A 13,919-nucleotide genomic window follows, 5' to 3' on the forward strand; every position below is an offset into this window, starting at 1 on the left:
CGTGGCGCCGCAGCAAGCTTGCTCAGGCCTCGGCGGCAAGTGCCGTGCGAATCAGTCTGGCGAGCTCCGACTTGCGATAGGGTTTGGCGAGCAGGAGGATCCCGGACTCCAGCCGGCCGTGATGGACAATCGCGTTCTCGGTGTAGCCGGAGGTAAACAGCACCTTCTGACCTGGCCGGATGCGCTGGATTGCGGACGCGAGCTGCCGCCCGTTCATGAAGCCGGGCATGATGATGTCGGTGAACAGGAGCTCGAACGGCGCATCCGATCGCGCGATGGCCAGCGCTTCATTCGCATTCGCAGCCTCCAGCGTGGCATAGCCCAGCGAATGCAGTTGCGCGAGTACGTAGCCGCGCACCAGACGGTCGTCCTCGACCACGAGGATCGTCTCATCGCCACCTTCGATCGGAACGGCCGAGGCCGCAGCGGAAGCCACGGCGCCGCTGCGGCCTGGCGGCAGATACATCCTGATCGTGGTGCCGTGACCTTCCTCGCTGTAGATCCTGATATGCCCGGCCGATTGCTTCACGAAACCGTAAACCATCGAAAGTCCGAGGCCGGTCCCCTTTCCGGGTCCTTTCGACGTGAAGAAGGGGTTGAAGACCTTGTCCATAATGGCCGTCGGGATGCCCGTGCCGCTGTCGCTGACGGCGATCATCGCATAACGCCCGGGCCGGACGTCGTCGTAGAGATTGGTGTAGTTTTCATCGAGATCGGCCCAGCCGGTCTCAAGGATCAACTTGCCGCCATCCGGCATCGCGTCGCGCGCGTTGAGCGCCAGATTGATGACGGCCGTGGCGAGCTGGTTGGGATCGACATGAGCGATGCAGCTCTCGTCATTGAACACCGATTCGATTTCGATCTGCTCGCCCAGCGTCGGCCGAAGCAGCTTGGCGGTGTCGATCATCAACGTATTGATGTCGATCTCGCGCGGTTGCAGCGGCTGCCGCCGCGCGAAGGCGAGCAGATGCTGGGTAAGGGCTGCACCCCGTCCCGCCGCTTCGTCGATCATTTTGGTGATCGCGGCGAGCTGCGGCTCCTTGGCGACGGCGCCGGCAAGGATCTCGATGGTGCCGGTGATGACGGTCAGGATGTTGTTGAAGTCGTGCGCAATGCCGCCGGTGAGCTGGCCGATCGCCTCCATCTTCTCGGATTGGCGAATCCGTTCCTCCGCGGCGACCTTGTCGGTGAGGTCGCGGAAGAAGCCGTTGAAGACGAAGCCGTTACGGGTCTTCAGCGCCGTGACGCTCAGCTCCGCCTTGAATTCGCGGCCGTCGCGGCGGCGGACCATGATCTCATGACGCTGGCCGCTTCCCAATCCGTCGCTTGCACCGGTCAGCAGGACGCGCCCGAGCGCGGCCTTGAGCTCGTCGCGATCCTGCTCCACGGAGATCAGCTCGAAGACGTCCTTGCCCAGAATTTCCTCGCGCGGCCAGCCGAAGATCTTCTCCGCCTGTGAGTTCCAGTTGAGGATGCTGCCGCTATCATCGATCTGGACGAAGGCGTCGAGCGCGGTCTCGACGATATTGCGGGCCAACTGCTCACTCTCGCGCAGGGAATCCTGCGCGAGCCGGCTTTCGGTCATGTCGCGGCCGATGAAGAAGTGGCGCTGCACCGGTTCGGACCAGCTTGCGGTCCATGAGAGGGTGACGATCCGGCCGTCCTTGTGGACGTAGTGGGAGTCCGAGCTTCGTGGCCGCTGCCCGCGGCGAGAGGCGCGCATTCCCTCGCGGGCCTTCGGCAGGTCGTCGGGATGGATGAACTCGGAGCCGCTGCGGCCGATCATCTCCGCCGGAGCATAGCCGAGGATGGTTTCCGCGCTTGGGCTGACCTGAACCAGCGTGCCTTTGCGATCGGTGATCAGGATCAGGTCTTGCGAGCTTTCGAAGATGCGGCGCCGCTCTTCGGTCTGCTGGCGCAGCGCCTGCTCGGTCTTGCGGCTCTCGGTGATGTCGCGCGCGATCATGACGGCGCCGGTGGTCTGCCCGGTCGGTGATTTGATCGGCGCGATGCTGAGCGACACCTGGATCGGCGTGCCGTCCTTGCGCACACGGATGGTTTCGTATTGCTGGATGCGCTCGTCGCGGCCGACCCGCGCCAGGATGTCCTGGGGCTCACCGGTCCGGTCGGTCGGCACGATCAGATCGGTATTGCGCCCAACGGCCTCCTCGGCCGTATAGCCGAACACGCGCTGGGCCGCCGGATTCCAGCCGGTGATGGTGCCGTCGAGCGATTTGGTGATGATCGCATCGCTGGAGGATTCGACGGCAGCGCTGTAGAGGCGCTCGCGCGCGGCGAAGTGGTCGCGGGCCGCCTCGGTCAGGTAATGCTCCTGCACCTCGCGCTCGAGCTCGGCGGTCTTTGACCTGACCTCCTCGAGCACACGGGCGAAGGCGCGCGCCAGCACGCCGGTCTCTCCGCCGGCAGCGACGGGAATGCTCACAGGCTCGCCGCGGCCGACGCCCTCGACGGCCGCGGTCAGCTGGTGGATCGGCCGGGTCAGGGAGCGCGCCACCAGGAAGGCCAGCACGGCCGCGCACAGCATCGCGATCAGGCCGACCTCAAGAGCCGTCCTGCGGATCGTAACGGCTGGGCTCATGAAGGTGGTGTTGGGGATGGTTTCGATGACACCCACCCATTCCTGGCCGGCCAACATCGCCGGCGCGAAGGCGATGCCCCCCGGCCGGCCCTGAGCGTCACGGACGATCTGCGCAGAAACCTGGTTCGTGCCGACGGCCGCGGCCAGCGCGGGAAAGTCGTCCTGCCATTTGGTTGACCCGCCACGTTTGGAGGCAAATTCGCGCTCCGATTCCGGATGGAAGAGATAGTCGCCACGCGCATTGACCACATAGAGCTGCGCTCCCGGTCGGGCAGCTGCCCGCAGCTGCGCAAAGATCGGACGCATGTCGACGTCGATCATGAGGATGGCGAAGGGCTTGCCGTCCGGTGCGAACACCGGCGTTCCGACGCAAAGCATGGGAACACCGGTTTTCGGGTCCGTCGTGTTTCCGTCCAGAATGACCGGCGAGATGCGGATCTGCCCGGGCGCGAGGCGCAATGTCTCGGCGATATAAGGGCGGTCGCCGCGCTCGATCAGCTCGCTCTCGGGCACGATGCGGACGCTGTTGTTCGGCCCGAGCCGGTCGACGCGGACCAGTTCGCGCCGGTTGTTGTCCAGGCCGATCAGGCGGAACATGGCGTAGTTCGGCTCGGCTTCCAGCTCGGAGAAGAAGCGCATTGCCACCCGTTCGCGCCACGACTGGGCCGAGAGCCCCTCGCGCGGATCGAGCCCGCCAATCATCATGGTGCGGATCAGTGTCGCGATGCTGGGATCGGCGCGGTAGCTCGCCAGATCGTTGCGCGCGCCACCCACATAGGATTCCAGTTCGGTGGCCATCAGCCGGGCATGCGCCTCGACCCGATCCAGCGCGCGCGGCAGCAATGCCTGCTCCAGACTGCGATAGCCCAGCCAGCCGACCGCAAACACGGCGATGGCCACCAGCAGGATCATCGCGACCGCAAGTCGGGTGGTCAGGGTCATTCGCTGCCAAGCCGCAAGGACGCCGAAGCGGTAGGGCGCTTCAGGCGCTGACAGAGTCGGCGAGCTGATTCTGGCCTCAGGAGTTCGAAATAGCATCGGGACCCGGCTTTGAGTGACCAGCGGCACGGCTGGCGGAGGCAAGACCGTCGGCAACCAGGGCCAGCAGCGTCGCCGGCTTAAACGGCTTTGGCAGGGCCGAGACCGCACCGAGCTTCATGGCCATGGTAAGATAATCGGGTTCGGGAATCGAGCCTGGTGTCTGCGGCCTGCCTGAGGTCATGATGATCGGAACATCCGGACGCTGCTTCAGGATCAGCCGCATGGTCTCCAGCCCATCCATGCCCGGCATGAAAATGTCGAGCACAAGGAGATCGAAATTCTCAGCACGAAATTTCGAGAATGCTTTTTGGCCGTCCTGCGCGACCACGACCGCGTGTCCGGCCTGCTCCAGGACGCGACGGATCGTCAGTTGAATGACCGGATCGTCGTCCACGACCAGTATCTTTGCCATGGCCTCAAACCCCGATTCGGCTGGCATCAACACCAACGAGCAGTTGCAAAGCTTTGCCCAATTCACGGCCGGCTGCAAGCATTTAGCCGAGCCGCGCAAAGCGATCCCCGGCTAATGGGGCCAAACCGGCAAACCATCGGTTTCACGCCGGACGGAGTTCCGGCGCGCTCTCTCGGAAGGGAGTGAGCGGTTCCGATCTGGACACGCTCAATTGTCCGATCGGAACGCGTCATGTTCGCCTAAGCCCATTAAGCGAAAAGTCACCACGATACCCGTTTGCGTGTCCCGATGACTTCGCCCGCTCCGGCCGTCATTCGGCCAGATAGGTCGGATAGGTCCTGCGGATCGCGGCGAGGTCGCCGAACGTCCCCGAAAGATGGCTGCGCAAATGCGCCTGGGCTTCGTCCGGCTTGCCGTCGGCGATCGATCTGGTGATCAGGCGATGGTGGCGCAGGATGTCCTGCACCTTGCCTGCCGAAGGCAAATGCAGGCGGCGCAGGCGATCGATGTGGCCGCTGCGGCTGCGCACGAGCAGCCAGAGATCCTGCTTGTCCGCGGCCGCGTAGAGCCGCGCATGGAAGTCGTTGTCGGACGCCATGAAGGCTTCGAGGTCGCCATTCTTGGCGAATTGTCGCTGACGTCCGATCAGCGCGTCCAGCGCCTCCGCGAGTGCAGCGCTCGGCGACTGCGCGAGCAGCCGCACGATCTCGAGCTCCAGCGCCTGTCTCAGGAAATGCGCCTGCTGGGCCGAGCTGAGGTCGATCCGGCTCACCAGCGTCGCGTGCTGCGGGAATACGTCGACCAGTCCTTCCTCGGCCAGCCGCATCAGCGCATCGCGGATCGGTGTCGAACTCAGGCCGAACTCCGCGGCCAGTGCGACGCGCGACAGGGGCGTGCCCGGCGGCAGCGATAAGGTCGTGATCAGGCTGCGCAGCCGTTCGAACACCTGTGGGGCTGCCCGGCGACTCGGATCGAGTCGTTCGCTCGGTACTGCGGCAGGACGTGATGCGGCGATCGGAGGGGCCATGGTTTCGCTATCGTCGCAAAGCACCGGGGAGGCAGGCTTGCCAGAAATGCACTAATGCATTAGTGCATTTGCAAGGGGAGCGTCAAGCAACCCCCGGCGCGCAGGGAAGGACGTCCAAAGCATGAGCAGTCAACGAAAGCGCCCCGAGGAGCTGCGCAGTGCGCGCTGGTTTGCGCCCGACGATCTCCGCTCCTTCGGCCATCGCTCGCGCGTGATGCAGATGGGCTACGCCCAGGAGGAGTGGAAGGGCCGGCCTGTCATCGCGATCGTCAATACCTGGTCCGACGCGCAGCCATGCCACATGCATTTCAAGTCGCGGGTCGACGACGTCAAGCGCGGAGTCGTGATGGCCGGCGGTCTGCCGATCGAGCTGCCGGCGCTGTCGCTGTCGGAATCGCTGCTGAAGCCGACCACGATGCTCTATCGCAACATGCTGGCGATGGATGTCGAGGAGCTGTTGCGCAGCCATCCGGTCGACGGCGTCGTGCTGATGGGCGGCTGCGACAAGACCACGCCGGCGCTGCTGCTGGGCGCCACCAGCATGAACCTGCCGGCGATCTATCTGCCGGCCGGGCCGATGCTGCGCGGCAATTGGAAGGGCAAGACGCTGGGCTCCGGCTCGGACGCCTGGAAATATTGGGATGAGCGGCGGGCCGGTCGGTTGTCGGAGGCGGACTGGAACGCGATGGAGGCCGGCATCGCGCGCAGCCACGGCACCTGCATGACCATGGGCACGGCGTCCACGATGACGGCGATTGCTGAGGCGATCGGCATGACCCTGCCGGGCGCATCCTCGATCCCCGCCGCGGACGCCGAGCACATCCGCATGAGCTCGGCGTGCGGTCGCCGCATCGTCGAGATGGTCTGGGACGATCTGACGCCGGCGAAAATCCAGACGCGGGCGGCATTCGAGAATGCGATTGCGGTGGCGATGGCGATGGGCTGCTCCACCAATGCCATCATTCACGTCATCGCCCAGGCCCGCCGTGCCGGCGCCGATATCGGGTTGGACGATTTCGAAGCGGCCAGCCGCAAGGTGCCGGTGCTGGCCAATGTGCGGCCGAGCGGTGACACCTATCTGATGGAGGATTTCTACTACGCGGGCGGCCTGCGCGGCCTGATGAGCCGCATCGCTGAGCATCTCCATCTCGATTGTCTCACCGTGAACGGCCGCACTGTCGGTGAGAACATCGCCGATGCCGAGGTCTACAATGACGACGTCATCCGTCCAGCGTCGAACCCGATCTACCGGGAAGGCGCGCTCGCGGTGCTGAAGGGCAATCTTGCGCCCGACGGCTGCGTCATCAAGCCGTCCGCCTGCGATCCGCGCTTTCTCAAGCATACCGGGCCGGCGCTGGTGTTCGACGACTATCCGTCGATGAAGAAGGCGATCGACGATCCCGATCTCGACGTGACCGCGGATCACGTGCTGATCCTGCGCAATGCCGGGCCCCAAGGCGGTCCGGGCATGCCGGAATGGGGCATGCTGCCGATCCCGACCAAGCTCGTGAAGCAGGGCGTGCGCGACATGGTGCGGCTGTCGGACGCCCGCATGAGCGGCACCAGCTACGGCGCCTGCATTCTGCATGTCGCGCCGGAATCCCATGTCGGCGGTCCCCTGGCGCTGGTGAAGAATGGCGATCTCATCACGCTCGACGTTGCCGCGCGTAGCATCAATCTGGATGTGCCCGAGGAAGAGCTGGCACGCCGGCGGGCTGCATGGACACCGCCGGCGCCGCGTTTCGAGCGCGGCTATGGCTGGATGTTCGCCCGCCATATCAAGCAGGCCAATGACGGCTGCGACTTCGACTTCCTGGAAACCGGCTTCGGCGCCCCGATCGGCGAGCCGGCGATTTATTAGTTCAACTGTCATTCCGGGGCAGGCGAAGCCCGAACCCGGAACCTCGAGATTTGACAACCCAATATATCACCGCGACACAGGTGCGCTCCCTCTCCCCTTGTGGGGGAGGGGCGGGGAGCGGGTAACCCCAAGCGACACCATTGATGTGGACCCCCACCCCCTACCCCTCCCCGCAAGGGGGAGGGGAGAACTGCGAGCACCCGGATGACCAGACTCAGCGACAGCACCCGCAACAAACTCAAGACCGTCTCGACTGCAACCGTCGCGACCGCGCTGTTCAAGCGCGGCCTGCGCGTCCAGTGCATCCAGAACGTCCATCCCTTGAGCCCGGAGCAGCCGACCATGGTCGGCGAGGCCTTCACGCTGCGCTACATCCCGGCGCGCGAGGATCTCAACACCATCGATGTATTTCGCGATCGCAGCCATCCGCAGCGCAAGGCCGTCGAGGATTGTCCGCCGGGGGCGGTGCTGGTGATGGACAGCCGCAAGGACGCTCGGGCAGCGTCAGCAGGAGCGATCCTGGTGAGCCGTCTGCAGCAGCGCGGCGTCGCCGGCGTCGTCACCGACGGCGGTTTTCGCGACTCCGCCGAGATCGCCAGGCTCGGTATTCCAGCCTTCCACCAGCGGCCGAGTGCACCGACCAACCTCACGCTGCACCATGCGATCGAGATCAACGGGCCGATCGCCTGCGGCGACGCGCCGGTGTTTCCCGGCGACGTGATCCTCGGCGATGCCGACGGCGTCATCGTCATCCCCGCCCACCTGGCTGACGAGATCGCCGACGAGACCTTCGAGATGACCGCGTTCGAGGATTTCGTCGCGGAAGAGGTTGCCAGAGGCCGCTCGATCATGGGCCTCTATCCCGCGACGGACCCGCAGACGCCGACTGATTTTGCAGAGTGGCGGAAGAAGAACGGTCGATAGCACTTACTCCACTGTCGTCCCGGGCAAGCGCGCCCTTGCGCGCGCAGACCCGGGACCCATAACCCCAGGGCTTTGTTGTCGCGAAGAACGCCGCTCCATCCCGCTCAATCACAGCCGATCGTGGTTATGGGTCCCCGCTTTCGCGGGGACGACAGCGGTGCTGGTGCTAGCTTGAGCGCGCCTCAGCAGTGGCGGAAGAAGAACGGACGATAGCTCGCCACACGTTCCCTGTCGTCCCGGACAAGCGCGCTCTTGCGCGCGCAGACCCGGGACCCATAACCACAGGACTTTGTTGTCGCGAAGAACGCCGCTCCATCCCGCTCAATCACAGCCGACTGCGGTTATGGGTCCCCGCTTTCGCGGGGACGACAGCGGTGCTGGTGTTAACTTGGGCGCACCCGGCGTCGCTCACAACATCTCCGGTCGGAACAGCTTGCGGAACTTCCGCGTCTCCTTGCCCGAGATCATGAACTCGCCGTCGCCGCGATAATGGATCGTCTTCGGCGTTTTGGGCTTGGTCGCGACATGCGCCTTCACCACCTCGAACACGAAGACATTGTACTTCGTGACCCAGCTCGTATCGACCAATCGGCATTCGAAATTGGCGTAGCATTCCGCGATCAGCGGTGCGGCGACCGTCTGAGCGCGCTCGGCGGTCAAATCGAACGCAGTGAACTTGTCGATGTCCCGGCCGGACGAATTGCCGATGCGGACAACCTTCTCGGCAAGATCGGTCGTCGGCAGGTTGATTAGGCATTGCCGGCTCTTGCGCACAAGGTCAAAGCTGTAATTGGCCGACGAAATGCAGCAGCCGATCAGTGACGGTTGAAATTCCATCATCATTTGCCAGCCCATGGTCATGATGTTGATCTGCTCCCTATGGGCCGAACTGACCAGCACGATTGGTCCGGGCTCGAGGAAGCGCCGCACATTGTGAACTGGGAAATCAGCTTTGCGATAGGCCGACATGCGATCTATTTTTCGCGCCTCAATCCTCCGCAGGCAGCGAAAACCTCATCAACCTGCTGAGTGGGGAAGTTCTCTCCGCGCCACCAGACGGCCGTCTTCCTTCGTGATGCGCACCGCGAAATCGTAGCGGTCGATGTCGATGGCGATGTCGAGATCTTCGGGATGCAGGTGCGGCTTGGCCGGATCGCGAAAGTCCGGGATCTGCGGGCCCGCCAGAATGACATTGCGCGTGCCGGCGATGCAGCCTGGCCTGCCCTGCAGCAGGTTGCGCAGGTGGATGGCGCAGAGCTCGTCCTCGTCGGTCCGGGTCTCGCCGTTCAGGCCCATTGCCACCAGCGAGACCTGCTCCGGCGTATGTTTCGAGACGGCACGCGCGGTTGCCTTCGCCGTGACCAATGATCCCGCATAGAGCTGCGTCGCCTGTTTGGCCGCGACGATGCCCTGGGTGCCGGCGCTGGTGCGCTGGATGACTGTTGTTCCATCGAGCAGCGCCTGCGAGGCATCGAACGGTGAATTGCCGAGATCGAAGCCGTCGGGTTTATGGCCGCCGACTTCGCCCATGCAGATCTGGCCGAGGCCGGCGTCGCGTAATCTGAGCGCTTCCTCGACGGTACCGACCATGATGATCTTCGCAGCGCCTCGCGCGAGCGCCACGGCAGCCGTGGTGAAGGCGCGGAACACGTCGATGATGATGACCGCACCTTGCGCGCGTTCGGCACCGCCAAGCAGGCTGTCGATGCGGATGTCCATGGTCCCTCCGCGCATCAGGCGTTGCGGTCGGTCAATCCCACCGCCCACAATGCGAAAGCGTAGACGATCGCGACCTCATCGAGCCGGTTGAAGCGGCCGGACGCGCCGCCATGGCCGGCGCCCATATTGGTGCGCAGCAGCACTGGCCCGCCTGATGTCATGGTGGCGCGTAGCCGCGCGATCCATTTTGCCGGCTCCCAATAGGTGACGCGGGGGTCGGTGAGGCCGGCCATGGCGAGAATGGCGGGATAAGGTTTTGCGGCGACTTTGTCGTAAGGCGAATAGGACAGGATGGTGCGGAAATCCTGCTCGCTCTCGATCGGGTTGCCCCATTCCGGCCATTCGGGCGGGGTCAGCGGCAGCGTGTCGTCGAGCATGGTGTTGAGCACGTCGACGAACGGCACCTCGGCGACGATGCCGGCGAAGAGTTCGCCGGCGCGGTTGGCAACCGCGCCCATCAGCATGCCGCCGGCGCTGCCGCCATGGCCGACGATGCGCTTCTCGCCGGTGTAGTTTGTTGCGATCAGCGCGCGGGCACAGGCGGCAAAGTCGTCGAAGCTGTTGGTCTTCTTCTCGCGCTTGCCGTCGAGATACCAGCCCCAGCCCTTGTCGGTGCCACCGCGGATGTGGGCAATGGCATAGACGAAGCCGCGATCGACCAGCGAGAGACGGTTGGCGTTGAAGGATGCCGGAATCGCGTGGCCATAGGAGCCGTAGCCGTACAGCAGCAGCGGCGCCTTGCCGTCCTGCACGAAATCGCGCCGATGCAACAGCGAGATCGGCACTTCGGCGTCGTCAGGCGCCTTCGCCATGATGCGTGTGGTGACGTAGTCGGCCGGATTGTGTCCCGACGGGATCTCCTGGCGCTTGCGCAAGCTGCGCTCGCGCGTGACCATGTCGTAATCATAGACTTCCGACGGCGTGGTCATCGACGAATAGGAGAAGCGAAGCGTGGTAGTGTCGAACTCGTAGGAGCCCATCGCATCGAGCGAATAGGCCGCTTCATCGAAGGCGATCGCGTGCTCTTCGCCGCTTGTGAGATCGCGGATCACGATCGACGGCAGCGCGTTGGCGCGCTCCAGCCGCACCAGATGTCCGGCATAAAGATCGTGATCGAGCACGTAGACGCCGGCGCGATGCGGGATCAGGTCGCGCCAATTGCTCCGCTCCGGCGAGGCAAGTGGCGCCGTCACGATCTTGAAGTCGATCGCATCGTCGGCATTGGTCAGGATGAACAGCTCTTCGCCGCGATCGGCGATCGAATATTGCACGCCGTTCTGGCGCGCCGCGATCAGGCGCGGCGGCGCCTCGGGATTGGCGAGGTCGATCAGCCGCTGCTCGGAGGTCTCGTGATCGCCGCCAGCGATAACGCAGAACCGGCCGGAGGTCGATTCATGCACATGGGTGAACCAGCCGGTGTCGTGCTCCTCATAGACCAGGACGTCCTGGTCCTGCGGCGTGCCGAGCCGATGGCGCCATACCTGCATCGGACGATGATTGTCATCGAGCTTGACGTAGAAGAAGCTCTTGCAGTTCAGCGCCCAGACCACGCCGCCGTCGGTCTCCTCGACGATGTCTTTGTGATCCGTGGCCGACTCCCAGTCGCGGATCCGGATCGCAAAATATTCCGAGCCCTTGGTGTCCGCGCTCCAGGCCACGAGCTTGTGATCATAGGAGTGGCGGCTGCCGCCGAACTTGAAATAGTCGTGGCCCTTGGCGAGCTCATCGCCGTCAAGTCCGATCGTCTCGGCGCCCCCGTTGCGCGGCATGCGGCAGAACAATTCGTGCTGGCCACCTTCGCGAAATTTGCGGAAATAGGCGTAAGCGCCATCGGGCGACGGCACCGAGGAGTCGTCCTCCTTGATGCGGCCGCGCATCTCCGCGACCAGCGTCTTCTGCAGCGTTGCGGTGTGACCGAGCACCCCCTCCGCATAGGCGTTTTCCGCCTCGAGATAGCTGCGGATATCAGCATCGAGCTGCGAAGGATCGTGCAGCACCTCCTGCCAGTTCTCGTCCTTCAGCCAGGCATAATCATCCTGGACGGTGATGCCGTGGCGGGTGAAGGAATGCGGGCGGCGTGGCGCCACCGGCGCCTGTTCGGTCTTGGTGCTCATCTGTTCCCTTTACAGCGGGCTTTCGCCCGACGGGCCGACATTTTCGCCGAGCCATTGGATCGCGGCATCGAGGCCGCCTCTGCCATGCGGCATCTTCAACGCAATCAGCGCCATTTCGATCACGCCGAGCGTTCCCAACACCATCGGTGCGTTGACATGGCCCATATGGGCGATGCGGAAGGCCTTGCCCTGCAGGTCACCGATGCCGACACCGAGCACGACACCGCACTGTTCCTTGCAATAGCGCTGCAGCACCGCGGGATCGTGGCCGCCGCCGACCAGCACAGTGGTCACGGTGTTCGACCGCTCGGAGGGTTCGGCGATGTTGAAGCCCAGCACCTGGCCTTCGCTCCAGACATTGACAGCGCGCCGCACGGCTTCGCCGAGCAGACGGTGGCGGCGGAACGCGTGTTCGAGCCCTTCGGCAAACAACATGTCGATCGCCTGGCGCAGCGCGAACAACAGATGCACCGGCGCGGTGCCGCCATATTTGCGGTAATGCTCGATACCCTCGCGCTCGCTCCAGTCCCAATAGGGCGTGCGCAGACCGGCCGTTTTGTGCGCTTCGAGCGCGCGGGCGTTGGCGGCAACGAAGCCGAGGCCCGGCGGCGTCATCAGCCCCTTCTGCGAGCCGGACATCGCGACGTCGATGCCCCATTTGTCCATCTCGAACGGCATGCAGCCGAGCGACGCCACCGTATCCACCATGTACAGCGCCGGATGGCCGGTCGCCTTGATCGCCTTGCCGATCGCCTCGATATCGTTGGCGACGCCCGAGGCGGTGTCGACCTGCGCCACCACGATTGCCTTGATGGTGTGCTCGCGGTCGGCGCGCAGCCGCGCTTCCACTTCGGCCGGCCGCACCGCGCGACGCCAGTCACCGCGCAGCACTTCGACCTCGGCGCCCATGGCGCGCGCCGCCTGACCCCAGCCGATCGCAAAGCGGCCGCTCTCCAGCACCAGCAGCTTGTCGCCCCGCGACAGCACGTTGGAGAGCACCGCCTCCCAGGCGCCGTGGCCGTTGGCGATGTAGATGTAGGTCTTGCCCGTGGTGGCGAACAGTTTTCCCAGATCGGCCATCAGGCTGTCGGTCAGATCGACCATCTGCTTGGAATAGATGTCGAGCGCCGGACGGTGCATGGCCTGCAGCACCTCGTCGGGCATCGTGGTGGGTCCGGGGATGGCCAGAAACTCCCGGCCCGCGCGAACGGTCATTGCAAGTGTCCTTGGAACTATGGTGACGGATCTGTGGGGCCCTTCAAACCCGGCAGGGCCGGGAGCGTTTTACGCGGCGCAGCACGCCAAGAAAAGCCGGAGATGCCGGGGGGCTGGCATTCGATCGCGCGCTAGCGTCGCGTCTCGCGGCAACCGGCGGCTTCCGCCTCTTCGACCGAGCAGAACCAGCGCGTGCCCTTGGCGATCCGCATCTTGATCTGCGAATACCAGCGGCTCGTCGGCGTGTGATAGATGCATTCGCCGGCGCTGTTGACATTGCCCTTGATGGTGCAGTCGGGCGACGGCGCCACCGGCCCGGAGGCGGAGGCGAGCAACACGGCGCTGGCATTTTCCGGCGGCTTGGTGGCGCCGAGGATGGTGGTCTTCTTGTTGCGCACGCGCCAGTCCCACGGCGCGATGAAGGCGCCCTGCCACATGCCGGCCTTGGCCTCGCGCGCGGCCTGCTCGTCCGCCTCATAGTCCTTGGAAAGGCGGGCGTAGGCCAGCGCCCAGCCGTTCGCGACCAGCCATTTCTGGATATCCTCGCCGTCGACCTCGCAACGTGCGATCTGGCGTCCCCGGCGGTCGATCGAGCGTGGATGGCAGGTCCAGCTCTTGTCGCCGACATGCTTGATCAGCTCGTCGCGGGCGGCCACGCCACAGGTCCAGCGCTCGCTATGGTTGTTGATGCAGAGCTGATCGACGGAGGGGGCGTCGATGCCGCCGAGACGGATGCGGGTATTGCCGATCTGGACCAGGTCGGCCTGGCGGATCTTGGGCACGCCGGTGAGATCGGCGGCGATGGCCAGCGAGGGAAATAGAACAAGCAGCAAAGCAATAATGGTCTTCATCAACATGAACGGCGCCGTGCATCCCGAATGGTGTCGCGGAGCCCAATTGTATGCGGTTCCGCCCGGTACACCAGCCTGTTGTCGGCGCCGCCCCTCAACTTCGCGCGATGCCACATGGGATGCGCGGAGTAGGCTGAACCCGATGGGCGCCGGTGT

Annotated in this window: 10 protein-coding genes; 2 read left to right on the forward strand and 8 right to left on the reverse strand. The window is 64.6% G+C overall.

The annotated features are described in order from the left end of the window. Positions 1–22: 22 nt before the first annotated feature. The 3 genes from BRAS3843_RS37885 to BRAS3843_RS37895 form a co-directional block, all read right to left on the reverse strand. Complete coding sequence (locus BRAS3843_RS37885; protein WP_008974592.1) at positions 23–3,637, reverse strand: PAS domain S-box protein; 3,615 nt, start codon at positions 3,635–3,637, stop codon at positions 23–25. Next, on the reverse strand, positions 3,618–4,052 hold the full coding sequence (locus tag BRAS3843_RS37890) for a response regulator (protein WP_008974593.1): 435 nt from the start codon (positions 4,050–4,052) through the stop codon (positions 3,618–3,620). The genes BRAS3843_RS37885 and BRAS3843_RS37890 overlap by 20 nt, the downstream gene beginning before the upstream one ends. A gap of 310 nt (positions 4,053–4,362) precedes the next feature. After that, entirely contained in the window at positions 4,363–5,079 is a 717-nt protein-coding gene (locus tag BRAS3843_RS37895) for a GntR family transcriptional regulator (RefSeq protein WP_008974595.1), read from the reverse strand. Between the two features lie 121 nt (positions 5,080–5,200). Here BRAS3843_RS37895 and araD point away from each other — a divergent pair, with 121 nt between their 5' ends. After that, positions 5,201–6,940: an L-arabinonate dehydratase gene (gene araD / locus BRAS3843_RS37900; RefSeq protein WP_008974596.1), complete on the forward strand. Its 1,740-nt coding sequence runs from the start codon at positions 5,201–5,203 to the stop codon at positions 6,938–6,940. A gap of 204 nt (positions 6,941–7,144) precedes the next feature. Beyond that, positions 7,145–7,864: a ribonuclease activity regulator RraA gene (locus BRAS3843_RS37905; RefSeq protein ID WP_008974597.1), complete on the forward strand. Its 720-nt coding sequence runs from the start codon at positions 7,145–7,147 to the stop codon at positions 7,862–7,864. Between the two features lie 408 nt (positions 7,865–8,272). Here the strand turns inward: BRAS3843_RS37905 and BRAS3843_RS37910 are convergent, their stop codons facing one another. The 5 genes from BRAS3843_RS37910 to BRAS3843_RS37930 all read right to left on the reverse strand — a co-directional run bounded on the left by BRAS3843_RS37910 (position 8,273) and on the right by BRAS3843_RS37930 (position 13,769). Further along, positions 8,273–8,833 carry a flavin reductase family protein gene (locus BRAS3843_RS37910; protein WP_008974598.1) on the reverse strand — a complete coding sequence of 187 codons (561 nt, stop codon included), beginning with the start codon at positions 8,831–8,833 and terminating at the stop codon, positions 8,273–8,275. Between the two features lie 48 nt (positions 8,834–8,881). Continuing rightward, positions 8,882–9,583: a 2-phosphosulfolactate phosphatase gene (locus BRAS3843_RS37915; RefSeq protein WP_008974599.1), complete on the reverse strand. Its 702-nt coding sequence runs from the start codon at positions 9,581–9,583 to the stop codon at positions 8,882–8,884. Between the two features lie 14 nt (positions 9,584–9,597). Next, entirely contained in the window at positions 9,598–11,697 is a 2,100-nt protein-coding gene (locus tag BRAS3843_RS37920; RefSeq protein WP_008974600.1) for a S9 family peptidase, read from the reverse strand. A gap of 9 nt (positions 11,698–11,706) precedes the next feature. After that, positions 11,707–12,912, reverse strand: coding sequence for an aminotransferase class V-fold PLP-dependent enzyme (locus BRAS3843_RS37925; protein ID WP_008974601.1), 1,206 nt, complete (start codon positions 12,910–12,912; stop codon positions 11,707–11,709). 131 nt (positions 12,913–13,043) lie between these two features. Then, entirely contained in the window at positions 13,044–13,769 is a 726-nt protein-coding gene (locus BRAS3843_RS37930) for a thermonuclease family protein (RefSeq protein ID WP_008974602.1), read from the reverse strand. Positions 13,770–13,919: the final 150 nt, after the last annotated feature.

Source organism: Bradyrhizobium sp. STM 3843 (genome assembly GCF_000239815.1).
GTDB lineage: Bacteria > Pseudomonadota > Alphaproteobacteria > Rhizobiales > Xanthobacteraceae > Bradyrhizobium.

What these genes read in the sequence shown, in the direction of transcription:
- BRAS3843_RS37885 (WP_008974592.1), bottom strand. Translation starts at nt 3,637, where the DNA reads ATGCTATTTCGAACTCCTGAGGCCAGAATCAGCTCGCCGACTCTGTCA.
- BRAS3843_RS37890 (WP_008974593.1), bottom strand. Translation starts at nt 4,052, where the DNA reads ATGGCAAAGATACTGGTCGTGGACGACGATCCGGTCATTCAACTGACG.
- BRAS3843_RS37895 (WP_008974595.1), bottom strand. Translation starts at nt 5,079, where the DNA reads ATGGCCCCTCCGATCGCCGCATCACGTCCTGCCGCAGTACCGAGCGAA.
- araD (WP_008974596.1), top strand. Translation starts at nt 5,201, where the DNA reads ATGAGCAGTCAACGAAAGCGCCCCGAGGAGCTGCGCAGTGCGCGCTGG.
- BRAS3843_RS37905 (WP_008974597.1), top strand. Translation starts at nt 7,145, where the DNA reads ATGACCAGACTCAGCGACAGCACCCGCAACAAACTCAAGACCGTCTCG.
- BRAS3843_RS37910 (WP_008974598.1), bottom strand. Translation starts at nt 8,833, where the DNA reads ATGTCGGCCTATCGCAAAGCTGATTTCCCAGTTCACAATGTGCGGCGC.
- BRAS3843_RS37915 (WP_008974599.1), bottom strand. Translation starts at nt 9,583, where the DNA reads ATGGACATCCGCATCGACAGCCTGCTTGGCGGTGCCGAACGCGCGCAA.
- BRAS3843_RS37920 (WP_008974600.1), bottom strand. Translation starts at nt 11,697, where the DNA reads ATGAGCACCAAGACCGAACAGGCGCCGGTGGCGCCACGCCGCCCGCAT.
- BRAS3843_RS37925 (WP_008974601.1), bottom strand. Translation starts at nt 12,912, where the DNA reads ATGACCGTTCGCGCGGGCCGGGAGTTTCTGGCCATCCCCGGACCCACC.
- BRAS3843_RS37930 (WP_008974602.1), bottom strand. Translation starts at nt 13,769, where the DNA reads ATGTTGATGAAGACCATTATTGCTTTGCTGCTTGTTCTATTTCCCTCG.